This is a genomic window from Actinomadura rayongensis (genome assembly GCF_009831215.1).
Classification (GTDB): Bacteria; Actinomycetota; Actinomycetes; order Streptosporangiales; family Streptosporangiaceae; genus Spirillospora; species Spirillospora rayongensis.
Map to the genome: position 1 here is coordinate 1,619,479 of NZ_WUTW01000002.1, position 25,497 is coordinate 1,644,975.

General features: G+C 66.3%; 23 protein-coding genes. 7 read left to right on the top strand and 16 right to left on the bottom strand.

Annotation, left to right across the window (positions count from 1 at the left end):
* The first annotated feature begins 279 nt into the window (after positions 1-279).
* From GQ466_RS16410 to GQ466_RS16420, 3 genes are all read left to right on the top strand, one after another.
* Positions 280-819, top strand: coding sequence for a Tim44 domain-containing protein (locus tag GQ466_RS16410; RefSeq protein ID WP_161103686.1), 540 nt, complete (start codon positions 280-282; stop codon positions 817-819).
* Between the two features lie 1,175 nt (positions 820-1,994).
* The gene (locus GQ466_RS32810) at positions 1,995-2,360 is read left to right on the top strand and encodes a plasmid mobilization protein (protein WP_161103687.1); all 366 of its coding nucleotides are present in this window, start codon (positions 1,995-1,997) and stop codon (positions 2,358-2,360) included.
* A complete protein-coding gene (locus tag GQ466_RS16420) occupies positions 2,357-3,946 on the top strand; it encodes a relaxase/mobilization nuclease domain-containing protein (RefSeq protein ID WP_161103688.1) in 1,590 nt (529 codons plus the stop codon). The genes GQ466_RS32810 and GQ466_RS16420 overlap by 4 nt, the downstream gene beginning before the upstream one ends.
* Before the next feature lie 292 nt (positions 3,947-4,238).
* On the opposite strand, the gene GQ466_RS16425 is transcribed toward GQ466_RS16420, so the two are convergent.
* The 12 genes from GQ466_RS16425 to GQ466_RS16480 all read right to left on the bottom strand — a co-directional run bounded on the left by GQ466_RS16425 (position 4,239) and on the right by GQ466_RS16480 (position 15,512).
* Positions 4,239-4,826, bottom strand: coding sequence for a hypothetical protein (locus GQ466_RS16425; protein WP_161103689.1), 588 nt, complete (start codon positions 4,824-4,826; stop codon positions 4,239-4,241).
* Between the two features lie 136 nt (positions 4,827-4,962).
* The gene (locus GQ466_RS16430) at positions 4,963-6,063 is read right to left on the bottom strand and encodes a hypothetical protein (protein WP_161103690.1); all 1,101 of its coding nucleotides are present in this window, start codon (positions 6,061-6,063) and stop codon (positions 4,963-4,965) included.
* Between the two features lie 221 nt (positions 6,064-6,284).
* Positions 6,285-9,254: a BTAD domain-containing putative transcriptional regulator gene (locus GQ466_RS16435; RefSeq protein ID WP_161103691.1), complete on the bottom strand. Its 2,970-nt coding sequence runs from the start codon at positions 9,252-9,254 to the stop codon at positions 6,285-6,287.
* A complete protein-coding gene (locus tag GQ466_RS16440) occupies positions 9,251-9,703 on the bottom strand; it encodes a pilus assembly protein TadG-related protein (protein ID WP_161103692.1) in 453 nt (150 codons plus the stop codon). The genes GQ466_RS16435 and GQ466_RS16440 overlap by 4 nt, the downstream gene beginning before the upstream one ends.
* A 3-nt stretch (positions 9,704-9,706) precedes the next feature.
* Complete coding sequence (locus GQ466_RS16445; protein WP_202420467.1) at positions 9,707-10,096, bottom strand: TadE/TadG family type IV pilus assembly protein; 390 nt, start codon at positions 10,094-10,096, stop codon at positions 9,707-9,709.
* A gap of 32 nt (positions 10,097-10,128) precedes the next feature.
* Entirely contained in the window at positions 10,129-10,485 is a 357-nt protein-coding gene (locus tag GQ466_RS16450) for a TadE/TadG family type IV pilus assembly protein (protein WP_161103694.1), read from the bottom strand.
* A gap of 64 nt (positions 10,486-10,549) precedes the next feature.
* Positions 10,550-10,765 (bottom strand): hypothetical protein, encoded by a 216-nt coding sequence (locus GQ466_RS16455; RefSeq protein WP_161103695.1) that lies wholly within the window; start codon positions 10,763-10,765, stop codon positions 10,550-10,552.
* Positions 10,766-10,773: 8 nt separating this feature from the next.
* Positions 10,774-11,637: a type II secretion system F family protein gene (locus GQ466_RS16460; RefSeq protein WP_161103696.1), complete on the bottom strand. Its 864-nt coding sequence runs from the start codon at positions 11,635-11,637 to the stop codon at positions 10,774-10,776.
* Positions 11,634-12,326: a type II secretion system F family protein gene (locus tag GQ466_RS16465; RefSeq protein ID WP_161103697.1), complete on the bottom strand. Its 693-nt coding sequence runs from the start codon at positions 12,324-12,326 to the stop codon at positions 11,634-11,636. The genes GQ466_RS16460 and GQ466_RS16465 overlap by 4 nt, the downstream gene beginning before the upstream one ends.
* Before the next feature lie 152 nt (positions 12,327-12,478).
* Positions 12,479-13,798: a TadA family conjugal transfer-associated ATPase gene (locus GQ466_RS16470; protein WP_161103698.1), complete on the bottom strand. Its 1,320-nt coding sequence runs from the start codon at positions 13,796-13,798 to the stop codon at positions 12,479-12,481.
* Positions 13,799-13,932: 134 nt separating this feature from the next.
* Positions 13,933-14,784 carry a CpaE/TadZ family protein gene (locus GQ466_RS16475; RefSeq protein WP_161103699.1) on the bottom strand — a complete coding sequence of 284 codons (852 nt, stop codon included), beginning with the start codon at positions 14,782-14,784 and terminating at the stop codon, positions 13,933-13,935.
* Positions 14,784-15,512 carry an SAF domain-containing protein gene (locus GQ466_RS16480; protein WP_161103700.1) on the bottom strand — a complete coding sequence of 243 codons (729 nt, stop codon included), beginning with the start codon at positions 15,510-15,512 and terminating at the stop codon, positions 14,784-14,786. Before GQ466_RS16480 ends, GQ466_RS16475 begins: the two co-directional genes overlap by 1 nt.
* Positions 15,513-16,158: 646 nt before the next feature.
* On the opposite strand from GQ466_RS16480, the gene GQ466_RS16485 reads away from it, so the two are divergent.
* Genes GQ466_RS16485 through GQ466_RS16495 form a run of 3 tightly spaced genes read left to right on the top strand, consistent with a single transcriptional unit; the run spans position 16,159 to position 18,086 of the window.
* Positions 16,159-16,698 (top strand): hypothetical protein, encoded by a 540-nt coding sequence (locus tag GQ466_RS16485; protein ID WP_161103701.1) that lies wholly within the window; start codon positions 16,159-16,161, stop codon positions 16,696-16,698.
* A complete protein-coding gene (locus tag GQ466_RS32365; RefSeq protein ID WP_337193493.1) occupies positions 16,698-17,708 on the top strand; it encodes a lytic transglycosylase domain-containing protein in 1,011 nt (336 codons plus the stop codon). The genes GQ466_RS16485 and GQ466_RS32365 overlap by 1 nt, the downstream gene beginning before the upstream one ends.
* Positions 17,709-17,723: 15 nt before the next feature.
* A complete protein-coding gene (locus GQ466_RS16495; RefSeq protein ID WP_202420468.1) occupies positions 17,724-18,086 on the top strand; it encodes a hypothetical protein in 363 nt (120 codons plus the stop codon).
* A gap of 117 nt (positions 18,087-18,203) precedes the next feature.
* On the opposite strand, the gene GQ466_RS16500 is transcribed toward GQ466_RS16495, so the two are convergent.
* Positions 18,204-19,235 (bottom strand): hypothetical protein, encoded by a 1,032-nt coding sequence (locus tag GQ466_RS16500; RefSeq protein WP_161103702.1) that lies wholly within the window; start codon positions 19,233-19,235, stop codon positions 18,204-18,206.
* A gap of 707 nt (positions 19,236-19,942) precedes the next feature.
* On the opposite strand from GQ466_RS16500, the gene GQ466_RS16505 reads away from it, so the two are divergent.
* Positions 19,943-21,877, top strand: a complete 1,935-nt coding sequence (locus GQ466_RS16505) for an ATP-dependent nuclease (RefSeq protein WP_161103703.1) — start codon at positions 19,943-19,945, stop codon at positions 21,875-21,877.
* Between the two features lie 175 nt (positions 21,878-22,052).
* On the opposite strand, the gene GQ466_RS16510 is transcribed toward GQ466_RS16505, so the two are convergent.
* From GQ466_RS16510 to GQ466_RS16520, 3 genes are read right to left on the bottom strand one after another with little or no spacing between them, the layout of a single operon-like run.
* Positions 22,053-22,469, bottom strand: coding sequence for a DUF4913 domain-containing protein (locus GQ466_RS16510; protein ID WP_161103704.1), 417 nt, complete (start codon positions 22,467-22,469; stop codon positions 22,053-22,055).
* Entirely contained in the window at positions 22,466-24,184 is a 1,719-nt protein-coding gene (locus GQ466_RS16515) for a type IV secretory system conjugative DNA transfer family protein (protein ID WP_161103705.1), read from the bottom strand. Before GQ466_RS16515 ends, GQ466_RS16510 begins: the two co-directional genes overlap by 4 nt.
* The gene (locus GQ466_RS16520; RefSeq protein ID WP_202420469.1) at positions 24,181-25,404 is read right to left on the bottom strand and encodes an ATP/GTP-binding protein; all 1,224 of its coding nucleotides are present in this window, start codon (positions 25,402-25,404) and stop codon (positions 24,181-24,183) included. The genes GQ466_RS16515 and GQ466_RS16520 overlap by 4 nt, the downstream gene beginning before the upstream one ends.
* Positions 25,405-25,497: the final 93 nt, after the last annotated feature.

A 25,497-nucleotide genomic window follows, 5' to 3' on the forward strand; every position in this document is an offset into this window, starting at 1 on the left:
GCGAGCCGCAAGACCGACTACAAGACCGGAACGTTCGTCCATGAGCCGGTTACGGGCCAGCTGACTCGCCAGAGGGGCGCCTTCGGGCGCCCCTCTGGCGTCTCCGCCGCCGTTGGAAGGCGGCAGTGAGGCTGCCGATGGTCAGCAACCCGCCCTGATCTCGACCATATGATATTGATTGTCGGGATTCGCATCACTCTAAGTGATCATCTAGCCGTGGGGTGAGCTATGCCGATCGGGGACGCGCGGTGGCGAGACCGTTGGCGGTTGCCTGCCGGGGTGGCCCTGCTGCTGCTGGCTGCGGGATGCGGCCACGGCGTGGATCGCTCCAAGCCGGTGACGTTGCCGTCACCGGCTTCGACGGGTTCGACCTCAGCGTCCACGGTGCCCTCGACGTCGCTTTCGGCCGAGGACTCGGTGCGCGCGGCCTACGTCCGGTACTGGGAGGTGATGGTGGAGTCACGGGCCCAGCCGGACAGGCGGTCGCTGCGGAACTTCCTGGCGAGGTATCTGGCGGACCCCTTCCTGACCTATCAGGTCGGTTACGCCGAGCTGCGCCGCCAGAAGCATCAGGTGATCGAGGGCCGCTTCATTCCACACATCACGAGCGTTAAGGTCGCGGGCAACGGCAAGGACAGCCGCGCTTACGTTGCCGACTGCCAGGACGCGAGCGGCGTCGTGATCAGGGACAGCCGGACCGGCAAGGTCGTCAAGGGCAGCCGGGGAAGCGCCCGCCGTAGCGTGACCATGACCTTCGTGCGCACGCCCGATGGCCGGTGGTTCGCTCTGGACTTCGCCGAGTCGAAGAAGAAATGCTGACCGTGGGCGTGATCGGCAGGGCGCTTTCGATAGCGGCAATCGGAGCGCTGACGGTGATCGGTACCGGCACCGCGGGGACAGCAGGGACAGCGAGGACAGGGTGCTACTGGAGCACGAACCCCGACGGTGTACCCGAGTACAAATGCCCTGTGGAGTCTCCGGGCAAGCGTCCGGGCAACCCGCAGGACTCCGGAAAACCACACAGTGACCCTGGGGACCGGGAAGCTCTCAACAAGCTCTGCTCCGAACTCGCCAACCGCGGCGAGCCGCTCCCGCCGGCCTGCACCGTCGGCAGGCCCACTCCTGCGCAGTTGCTGCAACGCGCGCTGAAGGTGTTGAACCCGCCGTTCCCACGCCCCGAGACCGCACCCCCACGCGGGGCCGACTCGGCGGTCGGAGTTGCGGTCTGGGTGTGGGTGGACGCGGCGACCTGGAAACCGATCACCAAGCGGGCTACCGCGGGCCCGGTGTGGGCGCAGGTCACCGCGAAGCCGGTCCGGCTTGTCCTGCGTCCGGGAGACGGCGGAGAGGAAAGCTGCCAAGGACCGGGCGTGCCGTGGAGCGCCCGCGACGTCGGCGGCCGACCCTGCACGCATCGCTACCTTCGGTCATCGGCCCACCAGCCGAACTCGGCGTTCTCGATGACCGTCACGGTCGTCTGGCAAGCGACGTGGACCAGCAGCGCCAACCCCACCACACCAACGCCCCTGCCCGACATCGCGCGGTCCGCCACGCTCCCGGTCAGAGTCGCCGAGGGACAGGCACTCAACTAAGGAGCCATCTGAACCATCGCTGCACGTGTGGCCGAACGTAAGCCGCGTCGTTCCTGAAGAGGACGGTTCTTAGCAGTCGGCGCTCCTTCATGACGCAGGAACGGGAGGAACGTCGACGAGGCGACCGACACGCTCTTTCAGGCGGGTTCGCTGGACTCGATCGCGTGCTTCCACGGTTCCGCTGGTGAACGCATTTCGATCATGCTCTGATCGCTCGCGGCGGAGGCTATGCGACGTGGCTTGCCTTGCAGGAGCAAGATGTGCAATACAGGGCCCTGTATTGCGGACGGCCGTGGGCGGCCCTGGGTCCCCTTCGGGGTCGCTGCGCTGGCTCTGTCACAGCCGTGGGCTGTGAGCTCTTCTTTTCTGCGACACAGGTTGGTCACAGGGAAGAGGCCAGGGGTGGCAGAGAAGCGACTAGCGAAGCAGCCGGGTGGCCGAAAGCATGAGCTGAAGGTCCGGCTCACCGATGAACAGCGGGCGAAGGTGTCTCGGAGAGCCGACGCTTCCGGGGTGAGCATTTCCCGGCTGCTGGTTGAGGCGGCTCTGGCGGGTAGCGCGAGGACCGCGACCGAACGTCGGGCGATCGTGATCGAGCTGCTGGGGACGCGCCGGCTCGTCGCTGCGATGGGGAATAACCTCAACCAGCTGGCGAGGATCGCCCACGCGACCGGAGAGGTCCCCGATCAGCTCCCCGCGACCCTGGAGGCGGTAGAGCGCGTCCTAGACCGTCTGGAGCGAGCAGCGTCGGAGTTGGCGCCGTCGTGATCGCGAACGTCGACATTAAGAAGCGGGGCGGCAGGCGAGTCTTCGGTAAGAAGCCGGTCGGGCTGGTGGTGTACCTGTTCGGGCCGGGCCGGTTCATTGAGCACACCAACCAGAGGGTGATCGCCGCGTCGGAGACGTTGGAGGTTCCGGACGGGGCTCGCCTGCACCATCTGACCCAGAGCGCAGAGATCAAGGCGCTGGGCCTGTCGCTGGACACACATCGCCGGGCGATGGGGATCACTTTGCCGCAGGGCCATATCTGGCATTGCACGCTGTCCCTTCGCCCTGAGGAATCGACGCTGGCGCGGCGTCTGAGCGATGCGGCGTGGGCCGAGATCGCCCGGGCAACGATGAAGAAGATGGGCTTCGACTACGGAGACCAGGCCCCGTGCCGGTGGCTGGCGGTCCACCACGGCCAATCGGTGCGGGGCAATGAACACGTCCACCTGGTCGTCAACCTCGTCCGCGAAGACGGCAGCACCGCGCGCCGGCCCCATGAGCTGCGCAAGCTCTCCGAGCTGTGCGCCGAGGTCGAGAACACCGAGCGCTATGGGCTGGGCAAGGTCGGGGGCAGGTTGGGCAAGAACCGCGCCAGCGTGGGCAAGCCCGATGTGTCCCGGGCGCAGATCGAACATTCTCGCAGGGAAGGCAAGGCCGAACCGGACCAGATCCAGCTCGCGCGCTACGTCCGGGCGGCTCTCGCGGTTGCCCGGGACGAAGCCGAGTTCGTTCGGAGTCTGCGGGAGCTCGGCATCCTCGTGCGTCCCCGGTATGCCGTAGGTGGACGGAACCAGGTGGTCGGCTACTCCGTCGCGTTCAGGCCGAAACCCGGCCAGAAGACGATCTGGTTCGGCGGCGGTCGGCTCCACCGCGAACTCACCCTCATTCGACTCCGCCAAGACCATTGGCCCGAGCAGAAGCCCGAGCAGAACCCCGAAACTCGTGCGGCGTGGGCCGGCGCTAGCCCAGGCAAGGTCCTTCCTACCGGGGGCTACAACGCCGGGACGTGGAGACAGACCGTTGCCGTGCTCTCCGAGGTCCGCGCCCTGCTGATCACGGTTCCGGTAGATCAGCCCGCATTGTGGGCGCTTGCAGCGCGCGAGGCGGCCGGTGTGCTGTCGATGTGGTCCGTCCAGGTGGAACGCAACCGGCCGCGTACGCTTGCCCGCGCTGCCGACGTGCTTGCCCGTTCGGCGCAGTTCGCCCAAGCAGACGCCGATGTCCTTTCCCATCCAGGTCACGGGCACGGCATCGGCCGCCAGAGCCGCCGGAAGGACGAGCGCTTCGATCTACGGGGTGTCGCCGTGGTCATCAGCACTGCATCAGCTGGAGCTGGAAGGAGCGGCGGCCAGATCGGGCTGCTACGCCAGATCGTCAGGCTTATGGAGACCATCAACGAAGCCGACCGCGCCCGTGGGCAAGCCCTCCACGTGATTGAACAGGCCGAAGCCACGCATGGCCGACTCATCGAATTGCAAGAGCATTGGCTGAGCACGGCCAACGGTTTTTCAAGTGGAACTGGAGGAAGTCCGGGGGCTCGTCCTGCCCAGGTTTCCATGGTGTGGCAGCCTGGGGCGGAGATCTGACCAAGCAACGAACGCTAGACCCGCCTGTGCGACGAATTCGATCACCACCTCTCCGCGAACGCGCCCCGCACGCCGTCTGAGAAAGGTTCACTGACGGCCCGTGATCGGCATCACCCGCCAGCAGATCGCAGCGGACTGCTTTGCGTCGCTGACGCACGCGACGAGCTTGCCGACCAGCACCCCCGCGACCGTGAGATCCTCCAGGCCGAGGCCCGCGCGCACTACAATGCCGCCGCCATCGCCGGACCGTAGCCACCGTCAGTCGTCGCCAAAATTAGGTGCCGTCCATCGCCTATGGCAGCTCCACCTTGATCGGCACGGTCCAGTCCGGCGAGCCTTCCTTGCGGCAGACCAACTCAAGCACGAAAGGATGCTCTGCGCGCTCGGCCTGCCATGATTCGGCGGACACGGACTCGGACATCCAGTGGGCCGGCCGAGTGGGCTTCAGGACGAACTGGCGGCGCTGGCCGACTCGAAGGGGGCCGCAATTGACGCTGCGGCCGTGCTCATCGGCGCCGTCTCCACCGTGGACGAACTGGTGGGTTGCCCAGACCTGTGCCGCGATCTCTTCGGCGGTCGGTCCGGCTGGGGATACCGGCGTGCGCCCGGGAATGTCGTCGCGAACGCTGATGGTGATGCCGTCAAGACCGCCTAGCTCGACCGGCCCGGACAGCTCGACCCACAGATCGACATGGTCTAGGTTGCCCGGCCGTGCGACGACGGTGAAGCGCGGAGTCAGTTCGCCGTGCCGACGGTCCGCTTCGATCCGGCTCGTCGCCTGGTCAGCCGTCGACGAGCGGTGCGCCGCCCTCCAGGCCAAGATGCTGATGCCGGTGCTGATGAAAGATGCGCTGAGGCCGGTGACGGCGATGGGATCCACGTCCGGCACCGTAGCGGCGAGGCCATCGGTCGGACGGCGATTTTCCGACTGCCGTCTGGTGAACCGGTGCCGGGGACGGGTAGCCCTTACGGGGCGCCAATGTTCGAACATGGCAGGCACCCTGCGCGCCAGCCGATCAGACTTTCAGCGCCTCATCGATCATGGTACGGACGACGGTGTTGAGGGTGCGTGGGTCGCAGTTTTTCAAACGTTCGAGTTTCTGAACGGCTTCGTCGTCGCTCAGTGAGGCGGCCCATGCGCTGAGAGCCTGGCCGTGCTGTGCGCCGTCGGGGTGCGTGCGCAGGAGGTCAGGGAGCGCCTCGCGGGCGATCCCAGCTTTAAGGATTTCGTCGAGGCGGTCTGCGGCGGGAACAGGGTCCGCTGCCGCGAGCGCAGTGCCGAAATCGGCATGGCCGACTGTGATGTCCAAGTGGGGCGGCAGCGGATCGACCTCGGTTGTGCCGGTGATCAGCATGGGCAGGGCGATCCGGCGAACCCAGGATTCAAGGTCGCGCAGTTCGTGGATCAGGATGTGCCACGTACGAGAATGGGGACGCAAGATCGAAACTTTAGGAAACAGACTCCCTGTGGAGATGCGGCCGACCGGACCTCTAGCCAAAATATCGCCGACTTGGATGGGGTGGCCGGGAGGCTCAACAACTTGAAATCCATCGGAGGGTTGGTCGGGAATCGTGGCGCCGACCTGGACGGCCGCGACCGCTGGCGCACGGTGCTTGGAGTGGTTAGTGTACTCGGCCAGAACCTTCAGCGGGTGGGCGTCGGAGTCCCTGCGCTGGAACGGCTGCAAATGAGCGATCCGCCGGTACAGATCCGTCTCGGGCTGTAGGACCGCAATCTCCTTCCTTGGCTTCCTCGTCGCCCAGTCGCGGAGCTTGTCGGCGGCCAGCGTGGCGGGTATCTCCAGGCTGCGAGCCTGCTCGTTGGTCAGCGGTACCTCGACCCGGTGCTCGACCTCGGCGTACAGGACATGTTCCAGGGTTGACCGCAGTTGGTTGAGCGCGTCCGAGGTCAACCGCGCCACGGCCTGCGGGAGGGGAGCCACCCCGGTCACCGTCAGGGCGACGGTGGTGCCGGAGACGACGTCGTCCAAGGTCACCGTCCCTTTACGAGTGTGTTCGAGCACGAGGCGGCCAGCGCGTTCGATCAGGTTGTCGGCATGCGCGAGGCTGTAGGCGGCATGCTGCTGGTGTTCGGGTATCCAGGCGTAGCGGTCCACGGCGAGAGCGTAGCCGGGATGCGGCGGCGACCGCGGTCCAATCCGAGCCGGTACGTGGTAAATCGGTCGGGTCGGCGAAGATCGGCCAGGCGGTCACGGTGCTCTTCGCGCCAGATCCGCAGCTGTCGCACTTTCTTTGGCTGCCAAGGGTGGATGCGCAAAGAATTGTGGATCGCGGACTCCATAGAGTGCGGACCTGTGCTCATTGTTTGCATATTTGATTACAGACTTGTGGGTCTTGAAGACTTGCGTTCTTGGAAGGGATTGTTTAGGTAGCGGTCGAGGAGTTCTGCTGTCTCGGGTTCCATTTCGAGGCCGAGGTCGTGGAGGCTGCGGAGGAGTCGTTCGGCGGCGTCGTTGAGGCCCTGGCGGTTGCCGGCTTGGTGCTCGGCGCGGAACCAGTCTCGGTAGAGCAGCTCGGATCCGGGTTCGATGTCGAGGCCCTTGGTGACGACTGTGCGGGCGGCGGCGTAGCGTCCGGCGTCGAGGTTTATGAGTGCGAGGACGTGGGCGACGTCCACGATTCCGGCGATCATCTCTTGCTTGATGTGCTCGGCCCAGACGTAGCGGTCCGGTCCGGCCGAGGCGAACGGCCGTCCCTTGACGAGGGCGAAAGCTCGTTGCAGGTCGTGTTCGCCGACTTCAGCGTTGCCCTTGGCGAGAGCGCGTAGGCCCCGGGTGGCCAGGTTCTCGAAGTCGGTCCAGTCGCAGCCGATGTTCTCGATCGAGTAGATCTGCCGGTTGCGTTGGGTCGGCACGTAGTTGTTGCCATCGGAATCCTTCCCGAGCCAGGCGCGGAGTCGGGAGACGTTGGATACGCGCGTCGAGGCCGACCATGCGCCGCGTGCTCCGCCCAGGGCACGGCTGAGCTGTTCGCCGCTGGGGTTCTCGCCGAGGCGAAGGAATACCGCCAGTTCGACCAGGAGTCCCCGCTTGCCGGGCTCCAGGTCGTTGACGTCCCGTCCCTGGACTTCGATGCGGCCGAGCACTCGGATGTACGGCGTTGCCGTGGCGTCCTGCGACGGCTCGGTGGCCTCGTTCTCCTGCGAGGACTCGGTGAGCTCGCTGGTCTCTGGCGTCTTTGCGGGTTCGGCTGGGGTCGAAGTCGCCGAGTTTTGAGGGAGGGCCGGCTCTTTCGAGGATTGCAGTGCGGGGAGGAGGACGAGTGCAGGTCGAGAGGCGTGCGTCTCGGGGTGTTCGCTGTGGTCGTCCGGCTCGGGTGGGACGTCGCGCCACCGAGGGTCGGGGATGCTTTCGACGTCGCTCGCGGCGGTGAAGTCGTCGAGGAGTTCCTCGTAGGACGGCGAGGTGACGCGGTGCAGGGCGATCGGCGCGACGCCAGGCAGGTTGACGAGCTCGCCGGACGCCGCTGGAAGGACGAGTCCGGCGGTGGTGGCCGTTCCTTCGCCGGGCACGCGGACCATGGCGCCCAGCGCGCCTTGACCGGGGATCAGCGCTTGAAGTGCGGCGAACTGGTCGTTGTCGAAGGCCACCACGGAAAGTAGAACCACGGGGTTCCAGGCTCCTTCCGCGACGGCGGTGGCGCGTGCGTGCCGGGCCTGGCTCAGCTCGGCGTCGGCAAGGCTTTCCGCAACGTCGCGGGCGTGGTTCTCCAGGTGGGCAAGCGCGTCGGCAACCGTGCTCATGTACTTGAGTCGTCCGCTGGAGAGGACGGCGGGCAGTTCGGGCACGAATCCGACGACGAGGATGTCCAGGTGATCGGCCAGCCGGCTCGTTGCCAGTTCGACGGCCGCGGCGGTCAGGACCTCTACGGTGTCCTCCGGGCTTCCGACCAGGCCGATGGTGCCGACGACCTCCAAGTCGACGAGCACCGCGGAACGGTCTCCGGCCGAACCTAGCGTGACCAGCGTCGGATAGGGAGCCGGGCCTTCGCCGAGCTCGTCGGCGGGCAGGACCTGTTCCGGATCCAGGACCAGTGTCCCTTCGCCCGCGCTCTGAAACGGCGAGGTGGGTAGCGCGGCGGGGATGTCGTCCGAGAGGAAGAGTTCGATGTCCCGGTCGTGAAGCTTGATCCCCCGAATCCGGGGAAGAGCGCCGCCGGCCTCGCAGACGTGCTTGCCCAGGGTCCGCAGGGACCGGTCCAAGAGCTCGGCGACGTCTGGGGTTTCGCTCGTCCGGATGGTCCATTCGCTGTCGCTCATGGCCTCGGGCATCCGGATGCGTTGTCCGGGCTTGCGTCGCCGTTGCTGGATCAATCGCTTCATCGCAAGGAGCCCGACGAGGCCGGAAGCCGCCAGGCCGCTGTAGAGCATCGCGGCGGGAACCGTCGAATCGGTTTGCTCTGCCGGGACCGCCTTCACCTCCGGAGAGGCGGGCGCGGCTGCTGGTGGAGTGGGTGCATCTGTTGGCGGGTTGGGCGTGGGCGCAGGTGGTGATGCGTGTGGCGTGGGTGTGTCTGCCGGGTGTTCGCCTCTGTCCGTCGTGCTCTGGTGCCCCGAAGATTTCGTCTTTTTTTGTCCGTGCTCGCCGTGGGGTGCGGGCTTCTTTTTGACCGGCTCGTCTCGTGGAATCGCGAGCCTTTCGCCGGGGTGGATGAGGCGGGGGTTCGTCAGCTTGGGTATGCCCCTCGGCTGCTTGATATCCCTGCTGGCGTTGAAGACTTCCTTGTAGCGATCTCCGTCACCGAGCTCTTCCTCTGCGATCCCCCAAAGGCTTTCGCCCGGCCTCACGACATGGATCGTCGGGAGATCGTGGTTCTTCTGGTCAGCTGCCTGTGGAGCGGGCGCCTCTGTCGACGGCGCCCTTTCTGCGGCGTGCGCAGGGGAGGTCGCAGCGGTTGCCGCCTGAGCCGAAGCAGCGGTGAACGCCATCGCGATCGAGGCGATCAGATACGCAGCAAGGCGCTGAGTCCCGTTCAACGCGGGCAGAGAGGGGGCCTGCCGACCTCGAAGGAACGCAGCAAGCTCCGTCAGGCAGCTCAACGCGAACGCGCCCCAGGCGAGCCAGGTGATGATCTCGACCGCGCCGATGAACAACGAACCGTCATCGCGGCTGGTCAGGCCCGAGGCAACCCCGTCGACTGTCGGTACATGATCCGGCACGGGAGACCCGGCCAGGAGAAGCAATGCCAGCGGGATGCCTATGAGAAGCGTCCCCAAGAGCAGCAGGGCGAGCGCGCCGCGGAGAATGATTCCGGCTGACCTTGCGGGACGTTGGGATGTGGAGGTCATTGGCCTTCTCCGTTCACGCCGTGGACCAGGTCGGCTTCGGCGGTCTTGGTGACGGTGACGTTGTCGATCCCGATCGCCTGGATGATGAGGGTGGGTCTGGTGATGGTGACCGTGACGCGGACGCTTTGGCCGTCGTCCACGACAGCGGCGGTCCCGGTGTATCCGCCGCTCGTGAGGTAGTGGTTGGCGGCGGCGATTGCGTCGTCGGCGCTGACCCGCCAGGCACCGTTCGCCCGCAGTTGATCGGTGTCGAGCTGGCCGGCGCCTGCTCGTGCTGCTTCTTCGGCGACGGCGGTTGCTTCGCTGGCGGCGCGCAGTTTGCGCCCGCCGTCTGCGACGAGGCCAGCCGCGAGGATGATCGCGATGGCGGTGGTGATCACGAAGAGGCTGATACCGCCCCGGTCGTTGTCCGCCATGAGCGCCGTTCGGTACCGCAGAAAGTTGATCATGTTCTAGGCCCGGTAGGGGTCGATGGGCGAGGTGAAGGTGGCTCGCAGGGTTGTCGAGCCGGGAACGCCTGGAAGCGCGATGTCGGCCAGGTCGACCGTGCAGACGACGGTGACGGTCACGACCGCGCGTTCTCCCGGTTCTCGGTTCAGGCCGTCGGCGTTGACGTCGACCTGGGGAGCGCAACGGAGGTCGCCGCGCCGCAACGCGGCCAAGGCACTGGTGCGGGCGGAGTTCTGGGCGTCGTCAACGGTGCGCGAGAGCGACGCCTGCCGTGCTGCGTCGCGGGCAGCGGCTTCTACCGCGCCGTGGGCGATCGTCGCCCGGCCGAAGGCGACGACGAGGACGATGCCCAGCAGCGTGACCGGCGCGAGGATGACGGTTTCGAGCGCCATCGACCCCCGGTCGGAGTTCTTCGTCCGGCCGCTCATGGAGCGCCCGGAACGGTGAAGCGCTCGCGCGGTGCGCGAGCGGTCTGGCTGATGGACAGGGTCAGACCGGGGACGAGGGAGACCGCCTCGCCGGTCACCGTGATCTCGACCGTGTCGGCGTTCCCGCCGAGCGTCGCCTTCGGCTGGATGAGGATGCCGTCACCCGACTCGATCGCGAACCTTCGCGCGGCTTGGACACCGTCGCCCGGCTCCGCATGGGTGCGGGCGACCCGAACGCCTTCTTCGGCAGCCGACAGAGCGATGTTCCTCGCGTGGAACCACAGCCCCGCGTTGAGCGCGACCAGGACGGCCAAGAGCACGGAGGGGAAGACGATCAGGAATTCGAGGCTCATCGCGCCCCGATCCCGTGCCCGAGTTCCTTTGCTCCCCGGATCCTGCCGTCGGATGGTCACGCCGCTAGCCCCCGAGGTTGGCGAGGAGTTCGCGGATCCGGCCGCCGTAGGCGACCGCGACGACGCCGGCCGCGACGACCAGGAAGCCGACGACGAGCAGCCATTCAAGGCTCAGCCCGCCCTTGTCGTTGGCCCCGTTGAGGAGCGCGTCGCGCCGAGCACGCAACAGGTCGGACACCCAACCGGCGAGAACGAAGATGCGCATGAGATGGCCTTTCATGGGTCTGTTCATCCGCCGATGCGGCTGAATGCGGGAAATCCGATGAGGATCATGAAGCCGATGACGATGAGGACCATCGGCACAGTCATGGTCTCGGTGGCGCTCTTGGCCTTGGTGAGGGCGATGGCGTGCTGGTCAGCGCGGAGGGAGGCCGCCTTGGCGCGGATGCTGTCGAGCACGCGAGCTCCTTGAGCGCCGGCGCGGCGCGAGATCACGGCGATGTCGGCGAGTTCCTGGACGCCGATCTCGTCGGCGAGCCGTTCGAGTTCGCTCCAGGTGTCGCGAGTTCCCCGGCGAGCGGGGTCCAGGACGGACGCCAAGCGCGCGAACACCCAGCCGTGTCCGATCTGGGCGGGAGCTTCGAGCGCTTCCGTCGGCCCTTTCCCGGCTGATGAGGCCAGGCCGATCAGTTCGAGGTAAGAGGTCAGCGCGACCCGAAACTCGTGCCGGGCGTCCTTGGCCTGGCTCTTGATGGCGGCGTCAGGGATGACGAACAGGTACGCGGTGAACACGAGCGTCGCCAGCACCGAGACCGGCAGCGGCGCCTGCACGAGGAGGCAGAGAAGCGAGGGGAACAGCAGCCCGGCCAGGACCAACGTGATTTTCTGGACGAGGTACGACTCGACGGTCCGATCGAGGATGGCCAGATCTTTGCGCGGAATCCGCACGTCCAGCGCGCTGCCGTCGATCCGGGCGGCGAGCCGATGCGCAGCACGGGTTCGCCAATCGTTGGTTCCTTCGGGTGCGGGCAACTCCGGGCTCGATATGCGCTTCAGGGCCGCGTCCAGTGACGGCTGAGCGGGCAGCGTCTGCCGGATGATCAGGTACGCTCCGAGCCCGACCAGCAACCCGGCCAGCAGCATCCCGGTCATTTCCGCCTCCCGTCTCGCAGGAACCGGTAGCCGGGTCCTGGGTTGGCCAGCTTGTGGATCCAGCGGACCGCCACGGCCCACAGCGCGCCGACGAACCCGAGCATCACCTGGCCGGACGGGCTCCCGAAGGGCGCCACGTAGTCGGTGTTGAGCAGGGCGAACGCGCTGAACGCGCACAGCGCGACGATGACGCCGCGCGCGGTGACTCGGTGCGTGGCCCGCTCCGCGTCGATCTGCTGTTCCGTCTCGACGGTGCGGGCCACCGTCCGCGCGAGGTCGGTCAGAACCTGGCGCAGCCCGCCGCCGCGCGCCTCGGCGGCGAAAGTCAGCGCACCGACGGCCATGTCACCGACCTCGTGGTCGACGTCATCGGCGAAAGCTTGCAGCGCGTCCGCGACCGGAACGCCCATGCGCAGGCGACGGGCGAGCGCGCGAACCTCGGCCGCGAGAACGGGCGGGGGATGCTCGGCGGAGGACAGCAGCGCTTCCTCCAGGCTCGCGTTGCCCGAGAGACCGTCGCCGATCTGCCGGATCCAGGTCTCGATTCCCGCGAGCCGGGCGATGCGCTCCTTGGCCGTCCGTCCGGACAGCATCCCCGGAAGGAAGTACGTCGCGAGCCCGGCCACGAGACCGGCGACCGGCCACCCGACCAGGAGGAGGACGGCCAGCCCAGCGACGATGGCCGCCACCAACCGCCCTTGGAGTCGGCGGTCGGAGAGCCACCGGGATCCGGCGCGTCGTCTTCTCGCCGGAAGGACCAGCGTGCCTCGGACACCGCCCACGGCGATGAACAAGCCGACGATCACGCAGCAGCCGGCCAGCGCACCGGCCAACGCGGTGCTCACCGCACACCGTCCGGCGTGGTGGAGTACGCCCACAGTTGCGCGGGCAGTCTCCCATCGAGCCCGCCGACGGACACCAGATCGTCGATGCACGAAGGCATGAAGCGCGGGACGGCCCGTCCGTCCGGGCCCGGAGCGAACACTTGGGTGCGAGCCGGTTCCGTCCCTTCACCGGGTGGGAGCACTTCGAGGACCTCGGTGACGAATCGCTGGTTGACCCGTTCGCCCCCCTCGCTCACGGTCCGATGGCCCAGCTGGACGACGAAGTCCACTGCGGTACCCACGAGGCTGTAGAGCGTTTCCGGGCGGGACAGGCCGGTTGGCGTCCCGGAGTTGGCCAAGATCAGCATCCGGCTGAAGACTTCGGCGGCCTCGTTGGCGTGCAGCGTGCAGAGGCTGCCTTCCCCGCCGTGCTTCATCGCCGTCAACATCGGCAGCAGCTCAGCGCCCAAGACTTCGCCGACGATGATCCGCCGGGCGTTCAGCCGGAAGGCCAGTTCGATCAGCTCTTCGAGGCTGACGGCCCCGAAGCCTTCGGCGTTCGCGGGCCGGCTCTCCATCGGGACGACGTTCGAGTGGCGGTGCGGGACCGTGTGGAGCCCGAGTTCGTACTCCGACTCGATGGTGACGATGCGCTCATCGACGGGGAGCTCGGCGGCGAGCGCGCGGAGCATCGTGGTCTTGCCGCTGCCCATGCCGCCCGACACGATGACGTTCTTCTTGGCTCGGACGGCCGCGCCCAGGAACGCGCGCATCGTCAGGTCGATGGTGCCGCTCTGGACCAGGTCGTCCAGCGTGACGTCGACCATCCGGTGTTTGCGGACGGCGAGGTGGGGACGAGGGGTCACGCCCATGACGGCCGTCATGCGAGAACCGTCGGGGAGGGTCAGCCGGACTTTGGGGTTGGCGCTGGAGAACTCGCGAGAGCTCTGCCCCAGGAACGCCGACCAGCGCCGGATCATCTCGATGAGATGCACGTCGTTGTCCGCGATCGGCGCCGCTTGCTCGACGCGGCCGTCGGAGTAGCTGACCCACACCTGGTCGAAGCCGTTGGCGTCGATGTTCTCGACTTCGGGATCGTCGACCAGCGGCTGGAGGCGGCCGAGCCCGTAGCGCTCATTGTGGACGGCGACGGCGAGCTGCCGGTGCAGCATGGGCGTCAGGGCGAAGTCTCCCGACCCTGCCGCCGAGTTGATCCAGGTGCGGACCGCGGCGTCGATCATCTCGACGGCGTCGTCGGGATTCGCGCCCTGGCTGATCTGCTCGTCGATCGCCGCGTTGATCTCTCTGACGGCTCGCCGTTGCACGGCCGCGTCCAAGCCGTTGATGTCTGCGTCCGCCGTCCCGATCGGCTTCGGGACGGCGGCGGACGGCGGACTCGCGGGAACGGTCGGTGCGCTGGGCCAGCCGCCGAACGTCCCGCCATGCTGGGTCGGCCAGCCGGTGTTCCAGCTCACCGCGCACCACCCTGGGCAAGGTCGGAGGGAACTCGCCGAGCGGTGTCGTCGCGTGAGGAGACCGCGAGCTGCCGCATCTTCGTGGCGACGTGCTTGTCGAGGATGTCGACGGTGCGTCGAACGTCTCGCATCAGCGGCGCGAGCTCGATGTTCCGCGGGCCGGCTAGACCATCAGACAGCCTGCCAGCCGATTTGGGATCATCGGCGACCGTCAGGGTCACGCCGATCTCGCCCAGTTGGCGGCGCACGTCCTCCACGCTGTAGTTCAGCGCGTCGCGCACGTGAGGGTTGGCTGATCCGATCACGCACAGGCCAAGGTCAGCCGTCGGGCCGAGTGCTCGCCGCAGATTTTCCAGGCGTGGGACCGCTGCCGCGGTCTGCGCCAGCGTCGGCCGCATCACGAGCATCACCAGATCCGCGTCGGCCAGAAGGCTGAACGGTGCTTGCGGTCCGAGGGGACCGACGTCGACCAGGACGTCGTACGGCAGTCCCTTGAACAGCTTGGAGAGCATTGGCCAGCTCGGGGACAGCTGCGGTGCGAGGAACGGGTCGGTGAGGCCGGGTAGGAGGAGCCGTTGAGGCTGCGCGTGCAACTCCACGACTTGTTCGCCGAACGTGTGGCTTGCGCCTGCAAGACCGTTCTCGACTACGGCAAGGTTCACGTTCCACAAGCCGCGCTGCGCCAGGTCGCGCGGAAGCTGGCCTCGGAAGAATCCCGGGACGATCGTCCCGCCGCCGGGTGAGCACTCGACGAGCAATGCTTCCCGCGGCCAGGCGAGGGTCCAGGCGAGTGCGGTGGTTGTCGCCCCTGGCGCTCCGCCGGGCGAAGTCACGGCGATCATCGCCATCAGGACGTCCTGGGCTGGAGGATCAGAGCGATTCGCCCGGTGGACGCCTGTTGGCTCACCGACACGCTTGCAGTGGAGTCGACGATCAGATCGACAACGACGGTGCCCTGCGTTCCGACGGCACTCGTCCGATCCACGGTCGCGGTGACCGGTGCGGCCAGCGCCGGCTTGTCGCCAGCTGCGGCATCTCCCTGCCCGCCCTGACCGGGCGTCGGGACGACCAGAACGCGGTCGCCGCTCCGAAGACCGCGTGCGGGCAACTGCGTCGACTTCAGCGCCACGGCGACGAGCGCCTGCCCGGTCGCCGGTCTCAAAGCCGTCGTCACCTGCGAGGGGACGAGCAGAGCGCCCTTGCGTAGATCGGTCGCCGCCACCGTACCCACCAGCGCCTTGAGCTGCCTGCCCGGAACGGTCGCGACCTTGGCATCGGCGGAGACGAGCGACGTTCCCAGGTCGTTGGAGGTCAGGACGGTGCCCAACGGAACATCCCGCACGGCGACGACCACCGGAACCTGCTTGTTCACGCTCGTGAACGCGAACCAGCCGACGAGAGCGCCGAGCCCGGCGAGTGCGACCCCGAGGAAAAGCACTCGGTTGCTGCGCTGGCGGGGCAACGCGGGCACAACCGCAGCAGCACCCAACCCACCCGTCTCGATCCGGTCTTTCGACGCCGTGGTCGCGCGGGCCAAGACAAACCTCCTACTGCTCGCGAGGACGAACTCGTTCACGGCCTGACCCTCTGCCGCGCGAGCGGACGGGGACGGTGCAGGGGCGGCGCTACCGAAGAGCACGCCCCTGGTACCGGAGAACCCGCCCGGCTGCTCACGATGGGCAGTAGGCATCGCGGACTGGTTTCCGAGGCGCGTTCACGCCTCTCAGTCCCCGCTCAGCCCGCTTGACCTGGGGCGACGATCGTATTGACCAGCTATGTGGCATTCAATCCTTCTTGGGAACTTTGTTACCGACTGGTGTAGTTCGTGGCTGTTTGGGGCTGCTGGTCAACGCGCATCTCCGCGCTCGGCCACGAGGCGGTGATCCCGTCGGCCTGCGTCCGCGCGTGCTCTGGCGCCGGCCTACGCCTGGCCTGGAGACGATCTTCCGCAGGCTCGCGCGGCATGGGCGTTCTGCGTCTCGCGTGCTCATCGGTTGGCCCGGCGGAGACACGACGACGATCTCGTCCAGGCACGCTGTTGCCGAGACGGACGCCCTTCCGATCGCAGCCCTCGGCGGGCCAGCGGCTTCCGCGCTGGGTGTGACGAAGAACGCCTTCGGAGCGCGGCCCCTTACGCCGCCGCGGGCAAGGGGCCGTTCGGTCACGTTCTCCAGCGAATCGGTCTTCGCCTGTTCGACGCCTCATGTCGAACGGGAGAGAGCATGCGCAAGAGATGGGTCTGGCTGGTGGGCGCCACGATGCTGGGGTCGGCCGGATGCTCCGGGGCGCCAGCCGTCGGCGCCCGTTCGCCCGCAGCCTCGGAGCTCAAGCTAGAGCGGGTGCTACCGCTCGACCAGCACGAGCTCGCCGAGGCCGTCAACGTCGCCGGGGCGTTCGCCGGGGCGTACGAAACCTGGCGCTATGACGAAAGCTCGACTGCATACCTCGGGCGGCTGAAGCGCTACTGCACGGCGGATCTGCTCTCGCTGTTGGCCAAGTCCGCGAGTACGCAGGGGCTGCTTGTCGCGCGGGTGATGGTGCATGAGGTCGCGGTGGGTCACGCCAACGTGCGTGCCCTGCAGTCGGTGGGTCGTCGGGCACTGATGGTCACGGTCCGGGTCGATCAGGTCGTGACGACTTCGACCCGGCGGACCTACGTCCACGACTACGCGGTCTGGCTGCTCAGATCCGACGTTTGGCGTGTGTCGGACATCGAGCCCGTTGACGACGCGGAAGCCGACGATCTCTGGATCGCGGACTAGTGAGCCAAGGAAAAGGCGCTGGCGGCTTCGTCTTCGTCGCGCTCGCTGGCGGAATCATCCTTGTATTCGTCGTCGTGATACTCGTCCCACTGTCGCTCATCGCCACCCCGCAGCCGACATCCTCGGGCTGTTCGACACTAGAGCAGCCGTCGACGACCCAGGAATCCCAGCAGATCCCCACTCCCTACTTGAAGCTTTACCGTGAGGCCGGCGAGGACTATGGGATCCCCTGGACCGTGATCGCCGGAATCGGCAAAATCGAAAGCGATCACGGACGGAGCAATATGAAGGGTGTCCACGCAGGCGAGAACTACGCGGGAGCGGGCGGCCCCATGCAGTTTCTCAAAGACACCTGGGAGCAGTACGGAGTCGATGGAAACCACGACGGAAGGAAGATCAGGTACGACCCAGAGGACGCCATTCCGAGCGCGGCGAACTACTTGCGCGCCTCCGGTGCGCCGACAGACCTGAGGAAGGCAATCTACGCGTACAACCATCTGGACTCGTACGTCAGTCTCGTACTGTCGTGGGCGAACAAATACGGCCGGGATGCGAAGGGTTCCAGGCCGCTAGAGGCGATCTGCACTCCCAGCGATCAGGCGGGAAAGCGCGCTCCTCCGGGCTCCTTCAAGCGCCGCAGTCCTCGCGTGGGGGTCTCGGGTTGCAAGCAGGTGACCCGAGCCCTGATCGACGAGGTGGACACGGTGCTGGGGCCGTACACGACGATCGGGTGCGCCCGGCCTGGCGACCCGCAAGACCACGGGACCGGGCATGCCGCAGACCTGATGCTGAGCTCCGGAGGCCGAGCGCCCAGTGGCAGTGGGGAAGCCTTGGGAAACCGGACGGCTGACTATGTCATCGCGAACTATCAGAGACTGCAAGTCAAGTACGTCATCTGGCAACAGCGAATCTGGAACCCCAGCATCTGCAAATGCTGGCGCCACATGGAAGACCGCGGAAGCATCACCCAAAATCATTTCGACCACGTGCATGTTTCCGTACTTGGTTAAACTTGGGGGTCTAAATTGACGCGAGTCCAGCACGAAGCGAACGAACCGCGCAGCGATGTACGCGGTAATGCTCGGCGTCTCACGACGGCCCAAGAGCTAATCGACTCGTTCGATCCCGCAGACGGGTTCCTTCTAGCCGACGGATTTTCCGAAGCGATTTTGGGCGTCGTGTCGGGCTGGTGGGCCGGTAACGTCCACAGGGAAGTGATCCTCTACGACTACGGAAAGTGCGTTCAAATCCTTGTCGAGGACGGCATGGATGAGATCGAAGCCCACGAGATGATGGAGATGAACGTGGCGGGGGCTTTCGTGGGTGAGGGAACTCCCGCGTTCGCGACGATCTACCGGCAGCCCAGTCTGGCGTCGCTGGATTGGTGAGGCGTGTCAGCCGGGGCCAGCGGTCGGCCCCGGCTGACGCATTTTCACAAACAGGGTCGTCGCGAGGGTTCGCGATGTTCAAGGACGCCTGATTCCGGGTGCGGTCGTGATTCCGGCTCAGGGCTCGATAAACTTCTCCGAGGATGGGTAGTCGTACTTGCGTTCCAGCTCCAGGCGCCGTTCGATCGTGTGGCTTCGTCGTGGGGGCTCGGCGTTCTTCACGGCTTCGCGGGTGGCTGGGGAATAGCGGAGGTGGCGCAGGTCGAGCAGACCGCCGGTGCTGCTGAGCAAGCGGACGCAGGTGCAGTCGTCGCTGTAGAGGTAGCTGACGGGTTTGCTGTGCGGACAGGTGTCGAGGCTGACGTTGAGACCGTCCTTGCGGTCGAGGAGGAGGTCGAGAACGTCGCGGGGCGGGCCGCTGTTCTGCCACTCGAACTCGATGTGGTAGCCCTCGTCCCGGCCGAAGTTGAACCACATGTCGTGGGTGGCGTACGGCTTGCAGAGGCCGGGGAGACGCCGCAGGACGTCGGAGGCAAGCCGGCTGGTCTGGTAGTAGAGGCCGCCGAGGGCGTACCGGTCAGGCCAGCGCGCGGTGCAGGCGCGTTCGGCGGGGTGCCAGGTGTCGGGGCGGAGGTCCCAGAGGATGACGACGGTGTCGTCCCACTCGGCCCGGGCGATGAGGAGTGCTTTCTCCCACAGGTCGGGGCTGGCCAGGGGGATGGTGATCCTGCCGCTGATTCCGGGGATGTGGAGGACGACGGCGTCGCCGTCGAGCCGATACCGCAGCCCTGGTAGCCCGTAGACCTCGGCGGGACCGCTGTCGGTGGCGTCGGCGAGTTCGTCGCGTATGCACATCGGGATGAGCGTGGCCGCGATATCGGGCAGGAAACGGGTCGGGATGCCGAGTTCGATAGCGTTGGGCGCGGGGTCGACCCAGACGAGTCCGAACCCCAGGATGTCGGGCCGCCACAGGGCGGGGTTCCAGTCCCCGATGCGCTCCAGTACGTGCGCTTCGAGGAACGCCTGGTGCGGGGTCGCGCGCGGGACGGCTCCGAGGTGACGGCCGTCGCGCAGGAGTGATTCCTTCGCGTGCCCGTAGTGCTGGAGGGTGTAGCGGCTGCGGCGTACGGCGAGTCTGTCTTTGGACATGGACATCTCCGAATCACGCGCCGCCCGGTCAGCGCAGTTCGAAGCATCGGCATGACGTTTCTGATCGACATAAGTCGGCCTTATGCGGTCGGGGTGGTTAAACCCCTTTCACCTGTACGGTGGCCTCCACCGGGAAGGCCGCAGGAACGGCGTCCGCAGCGCCGGGAGTCCCACTCCTGTCCCTGACCATACTCGTCCGGCCGAACTGGCCGCTCGACGCCACACCGGACTTGACCTCAAAAATCAATCCGATCACGGCTCGCTGCGCTCCCGCGATATCAACCGTCCGTCAGCCACCGCCGTCGCCGCCTTCGCTAGCCCGTCGGCAACAGGTAGGTGCTGTTGCACCGCATCCGAAGATCCGGCGGATGCCCACGGCGTCCGAACTCGAATCGGACCTAGGGGTTCAAATGGATCTAAAGCGTTGTGGGCCGAGCCCGCAAGAATGATCCTGCCCAGGTTGCCCAACTTGATGCCCATGTGGACCAGCTCGGTGCGCGTGTCTGGATAGCGGTAGCGCTCTCGAAATCGTCCCTTGGTTGGAGTATGCTGCCCTTCTGAACGCGAGGCCCCGACGTATGCGGGATAGCGCGAGCATCGGGGTCCGTCTTGATCCGCATCCAGACCATATCCCGAGGCATTCAGCCGAGCCCTCCGGCCTGTTCGCGCCCCCGCATGCGCCAGGCACGATCCTCACGGAGGTCTGGATGCAGCTCATCAACGCGCACATCAGCTACTACCGGTCGATCGAGGACTCCGACCGGCTAGATGTCGAACCAGACGTCACTTGCCTGGTCGGGAAAAACGAGTCCGGGAAGACCACCGTGCTGCAGGCGCTCTACCGCCTTAATCCAGTCGAGTCTTCGGCCAAGTTTGACGAGGTGCTTGACTTTCCGGCCCGATTGACCCGCAGGCGAAAAGCATTCCCCGCTGGCCAAAGAATTCCAGTGGTAGTGGCGACGTTCCGCTACAGTGACGAGGAAATCGCCGATATTGAGAAAGATCTTGGTGCTGGCGCACTCCGCGCACCGCAGATTACCGTTACGCTCGGCTACCGCAAGAATGCCAGGACAATCGAGCACTCTTACGACGAGAAGAAGATCGTCGAGCACCTGCGCTCCAATCTCGACCTTCCCAGCGCAGCCGCCCAAGAGGTCAACGCTGCGATTACCGTTAGCGGGCTGCTTGAGGCCCTAGATGGCATGGAGGAGCCGCCTTCGTCGGCGCAGCAACTCGCCGAGCGCATCCGCAACTGGCGGGGCGAGAGCGTTTCGCTCTACCTGATCGACACCTATGCTTTCCCGAAGATGCCGAAGTTTGTCTATTTCGATGACTACGACACTATGCCAGGTAAGATCTCGATTCCCGTCCTGATCCGCAAGCGCGATTCCGGAGAACTCAACCGAGGTGAACAAGCGCTGCTTAGCCTGCTGTCCATGGCAGGCGTCGAGCCGGAGGATTTCCACGACACCGATCAGCATGAACACCTGATCCGGGAATTGGAGAACTCCGGAAACGTGATCTCTGACGAGGTATTCGACTACTGGACACAGAACGATCAGCTTGAAGTCAAGCTTAATGTCCTGCCAGTCGAGCAAGGTGCCGTCGCTCCGTTTGACGAAGGTCCCATCCTTCAAATTCGAGTTTATAACCAGCGGCACCGTGCCTCCGTCCCATTTGACGAACGCTCCCGCGGTTTCGTCTGGTTCTTCTCCTTCCTTGCCTACTTCAACGACCTGGAAGAAGCAGCCACCAACGATCTGATCCTGCTGCTGGACGAGCCGGGTCTGTCCCTGCACGGACGTGCGCAAAATGACCTACTGCGACTGATTGACGAGCGTCTGGCTCCCAAACACCAAGTTCTTTATACGACCCATTCGCCGTTCATGGTCGCACCCGATCATTTGGAACGCGTCCGCACCGTCGTCGACCACGACAAGGTCGGCACCAAGGTCTCCTCGGAGATCTTCAAGGCTGACAGCGACACTGTCTTCCCGCTGCTGACCTCCATGGGCATCGAAATGACCCAGACCCTGTTCGTCGGTGAGCACACCCTGCTCCTCGAAGGTCCCAGCGACCTGATCTACCTCGACGTCCTGTCCGACCAGGTCGAAGCCAGGGGTCTGGAAGGACTGGACCCCCGCTGGGTCAAAACGCCGATCGGCGGCTCGGGCAAGTTGTCCACCTTCGTCACTCTGCTGGGCGCCAACAAGCTTGACGTCGCCGTTCTCGTTGACTCCAGCACGAAGGACGTCGGGGCCATCAAGCATCTGCGCGACAACGATCAGCTCGCTGCCAACGGTCTCATCGAGGTCAGCGAGTTCACCGGTACTGCTGACGCTGACATCGAGGACCTCTTCGAACGAGACTTCTATCTCGATCTAGTCAACCGTGCCTACGCCAAGCAGCTAAACAATGCGATCACCGCGAGCGACCTGAACACCAAAGACCCGCGCGTCGTTCGGCAGGTCGAAGCATACTTCCGCAAGCACAACATCGCCGGCGGCAAACTCGACCACTTCAAACCCGCCGCCGCACTTCTCCGCCAGCAGCATGAGATCTTTGCTCGGCTACCCATCAGCGATGCCACAATCGATCGTGCGACCCAACTCTTCACCCGACTCAACACATTGCTGAGTTAGACAGGTGTTCGGGATTTGCCCATATTGACCAGCTCCCGGCGAATCGCAGAAGGGCTAGTTTCCGCGGCATGGCAGGGCAGTGCTGTCCCGACTCAACACGTACGCAATACCGCGCCGCTACGGGTGACCTGCGTGTTCGCAACTTGTGATCGTGAGGCGTTCGACGTCGTAAGTATCACCGGGGGTCTTGGAATGCTGACGATCTCCAGACTGCTGAGGGAGCGATCTTGAACGGCAGGGGCTCGGGCGGGTTGTGGCGGTCGGGGCGGCAGCCGGCGAACGGGCCGTTGTCCCGCGACATGAGGACGGACAGATGGGGATCGGCGTGGTGTAGCCACCAGGTGGAGGGGCCGAGGGGTCCTTCTCCGCGTAGGTGTTCCCAGGCCATCCATAGGGCGTAGATCCGCGAGATGGCCTCGGCGTGGCGCCACCATTCCGCGCACCAGGTGTAGGAGCCGCCGAGCTTTCGGCGGATGTGGGGCGCGAAGTACTGGGTGAACCACTCTTCCGGTGTGGCGAACTGGAGGACTCGCTTTTCTGGTTCGGAGTCGGCGCCTTCGCGTGCGGGGTCGGCGGGGTTGGGTTCGTTCATTCGTTCCCCTCTGGGGCGTACTTGGCGAGGGATTCGCGGACGGTGGGGGCGTAGGGGCTGGACTGCCACGGGAGGGTCTTGATGAGGACCGGGGGTGCGCCGGAGGGGAGGACGATGGCGCGCCCGCGCGGGAGGCTGAAGAGGTCCGCGACGTCGAGGATCTTTTCGGGGCGGGTGGATGAGGAGACGGAGTGGCTGTGGTGGCCGCGTCCGGTCTGGACGGTGGTGGAGTAGCTGATCGGTTCGTAGTCGCCGATGAGCTGAGTCAGATCGGATAGGAACCTGGGGTCGGCGGCGCCGCCGCCGTAGACGCGGATGTTGGCGCTGGACCAGAGTTTCGCCATTCCGTGCTCGCCCCAGACTTCGACGCCCTGTGCCCAGCTCTGGAGGATGGTCAGGAGCACGATCCCGCGTGATCCGTAGTGCGAGTAGAGGTCGGGCAGCGACTTCCACCGGCACACGTTCGCGGCTTCGTCGAGCACACCGACGAGAGGGACCGCCAGTCGGCCGCCGGGTGATGCGGTGGCCTTGGCTTCAGCGGCTTCAATCACCGCGATCGTCAGGGCCGTGACGAGGGGGCCGGCGGTTCCCTGGCCTTCGCGGCTCAGGCTGTAGAGCGTGCCTGAGCTGCGGACGAACTTCTCCGGGCTGAACTCCCGCCCCGCGCCGGGTGTGACCCAGCGGGTGACGGCGGGGTTGATGAGGCAGCCGACGGACTTCCGGGCGGTCGCGAAGACGCCTCCTCGCTGTTTGTCCGGATAGTTCACGACGCCCTGGACGTGCTCGGCGGGCAGTTCGTGCCCTGCGGCACGCAGGATGCCGACGGCTTGGTCGTCGGTCGGGTCGGAGAGCCACCGGTAGACCTGGGTGATCGGGAGCCCGCCTTCGGCTGCGGCGAGGAGCAGGAACGCGAGCAGAAGTTCGCCTTCGGTGTCGAAGTAGGCGTCGCTTTTGGCTTGCGGGTCGCGCGAGTAGGCGCTGAAGACGGTCGCGAGCCGGGCGGCGTGGTCGACGTCGACCACGTAGCTCAGCGGGTTCCACCACCAGTCCGGATCCTCGTTGGCGACGTCCTGGGGGTCGAACACCCACACGGGGCCGGCCTTCTCCCTGGGCAAGCGGGTGGCGTCCACGATGTCGCGCTTGTTGCTGGTCACGAGGACCGCGCCGGGAGCGGGGATGATGGCGGGGATCGCCCGGCTGGTGGTCTTTCCGGCCCGGGTACCCCAGATGTCGACGTGCAGGTCCTCCCACGGACCCCAGAGCGGCTTGCCCGTGCCGATGACTTCTCCGACCAGGACGCCTGGCGCGCTGGTCTTGGCGCCGAGCCGGGCGGCGGTCGCACTGGCTCCCTTGGTCGACAGGTGGACGAGGTCCTTCTTCTTCGCGAGATGGCGAGCGGCCACATCGACGCGGGTCCGTCCCTTCCGCAGACCGAAGACGGCATTGCGGCTGAGGACGGCCACCGCGACCACGGCCAGGATTTCGACGACGAGGACCTGCGTTGCGATCGGCCCCGGCCACGCACGCTGGCCGGTGATGATCTCAACGAAGTACCCAGCGAAGTTCGCGGGCGGCCGAGCCTTGTGGCCGATCGCCTGGGCGGCGGCGCAGGCGATCCAGACGACGAGCGAGGCGAACGTGAGCAGGCCGACGGCCGCGAACGCCAGGTAGGGGGCCAGGTCGGGCGGACCGCTTCGACGGCGGGGAGCGCTCATCGGCGCTCCGGCGCTGGCGCGGCGCTGGTGGAGTTGGCCCATTTCTTGTTGGTGTCGCTCAGCGAGACCTCGGCGTCAGTCAGCTCGACGCGGAAGGGAATCCCCGGCCTTCCGCCCACCTTGCAGAGGAACTTGCCTCTGCCGGGCGGGGCACCGTCACGGCCGGAGCCGGGGTTCCAGCTCGGAGGCGTGGAGGAGTCCACGATCATCCGCTGCTCGGCACGGGACATGCGGACGATCTCGGTGAGCGGGCCCATCTCCGTCTGCGGGAGGCCGCCGCAGATGATCATTCCCGCTCTCTCGGCGAATCCTTTCGCCTTCAGGGCGTCCGACGGATCCGGCAGGGCCAGCAGGTCCGCCATCGTGTGTGTGATCATGGCCTGGGCCAGCCCGCGCTGCCTGTTCAGCCTCGTCAGCGCGTCCACCCGATCGACGAGTCCGCGTCCCGCGCGGAGCACGCGCCACAGCTCGTCCAAGATCACGAAGAAGTGGCGTCGTTCGGCGAGCCCGGCGTCGGCCAGCGCGTGCGCCGCTTCGACCGACCCGAATCCGTCGCTCCAGCAGGCCAAGAGCACGGCCGCTTGGAGCTCGGCGTCGGCGTCGTCGATTCCACTGATGTCGATGCACACGCCGCCGGGCTGGTCCAACCGGATGGGCGTCGTGGTCGGCCTGGAGAACGCCTGGCCCATGGGCCCGTCCAGCAGTCCGAGCAGGGACGCGTGTAGAGGGTCGACGGCAGCTCGGTACCGCTCCTCGTCGCCGCGCGCGAGGGTGACGGCTCGTACGGGATCCGGACCTTCGTCCAGCACCGTGATCAGGTCGGGCAGGGTCGGGACGCCGGGGTGGCGCTCGTCCAGGACCCGGAGCGCTGCGTGGAGGATGGTCCGTTCGGTGTCGAGGACGGGCCGGCCCCGCAGGACGGTGACGAGCGCTGTGACCATGTTGAGTCGCCGACCGTGGGCTTCCGCCTGGAGTTTGCGGCGGGCGCTGCCGGTGAGCCGGGCCGCGGCGGAAGCGCTCTCGCCCGGGTCCAGGACATTGAGGGCGCCGAGCCCCCGACCCAGTTTGACGATCTGCCCGCCCAGCGCCGAGATCAGGTCGCGGTAATCAGGCTTCAGATCGCCCAGGACGAGGGGCACGACGCCGTAGCCGGTGAGCCCGACCACCATCCGGCGGATCAAAGTGGACTTTCCGAGGCCGGGCTCGCCCAGCACGAGCATCGACGGGTTGTGGATCAGGTTCGCTCGCTCGAACCAGCTGATGGGATCGCAGCACAGGGTCGCGCCGGTCCGGAGTTCTCGTCCGACGGGAAC

Excerpts from the sequence above, each read along its gene's own strand:
- GQ466_RS16520 (WP_202420469.1), bottom strand. The coding sequence starts at position 25,404 with ATGCTCGTGCTGGGCGAGCCCGGCCTCGGAAAGTCCACTTTGATCCGC.
- GQ466_RS16510 (WP_161103704.1), bottom strand. The coding sequence starts at position 22,469 with ATGAACGAACCCAACCCCGCCGACCCCGCACGCGAAGGCGCCGACTCC.
- GQ466_RS16450 (WP_161103694.1), bottom strand. The coding sequence starts at position 10,485 with ATGAGCCTCGAATTCCTGATCGTCTTCCCCTCCGTGCTCTTGGCCGTC.
- GQ466_RS16485 (WP_161103701.1), top strand. The coding sequence starts at position 16,159 with ATGCGCAAGAGATGGGTCTGGCTGGTGGGCGCCACGATGCTGGGGTCG.
- GQ466_RS16455 (WP_161103695.1), bottom strand. The coding sequence starts at position 10,765 with ATGAAAGGCCATCTCATGCGCATCTTCGTTCTCGCCGGTTGGGTGTCC.
- GQ466_RS16435 (WP_161103691.1), bottom strand. The coding sequence starts at position 9,254 with ATGACCTCCACATCCCAACGTCCCGCAAGGTCAGCCGGAATCATTCTC.
- GQ466_RS16460 (WP_161103696.1), bottom strand. The coding sequence starts at position 11,637 with ATGACCGGGATGCTGCTGGCCGGGTTGCTGGTCGGGCTCGGAGCGTAC.
- GQ466_RS16505 (WP_161103703.1), top strand. The coding sequence starts at position 19,943 with ATGCAGCTCATCAACGCGCACATCAGCTACTACCGGTCGATCGAGGAC.
- GQ466_RS16440 (WP_161103692.1), bottom strand. The coding sequence starts at position 9,703 with ATGATCAACTTTCTGCGGTACCGAACGGCGCTCATGGCGGACAACGAC.
- GQ466_RS16475 (WP_161103699.1), bottom strand. The coding sequence starts at position 14,784 with ATGGCGATGATCGCCGTGACTTCGCCCGGCGGAGCGCCAGGGGCGACA.
- GQ466_RS16500 (WP_161103702.1), bottom strand. The coding sequence starts at position 19,235 with ATGTCCAAAGACAGACTCGCCGTACGCCGCAGCCGCTACACCCTCCAG.
- GQ466_RS16445 (WP_202420467.1), bottom strand. The coding sequence starts at position 10,096 with ATGGCGCTCGAAACCGTCATCCTCGCGCCGGTCACGCTGCTGGGCATC.
- GQ466_RS16515 (WP_161103705.1), bottom strand. The coding sequence starts at position 24,184 with ATGAGCGCTCCCCGCCGTCGAAGCGGTCCGCCCGACCTGGCCCCCTAC.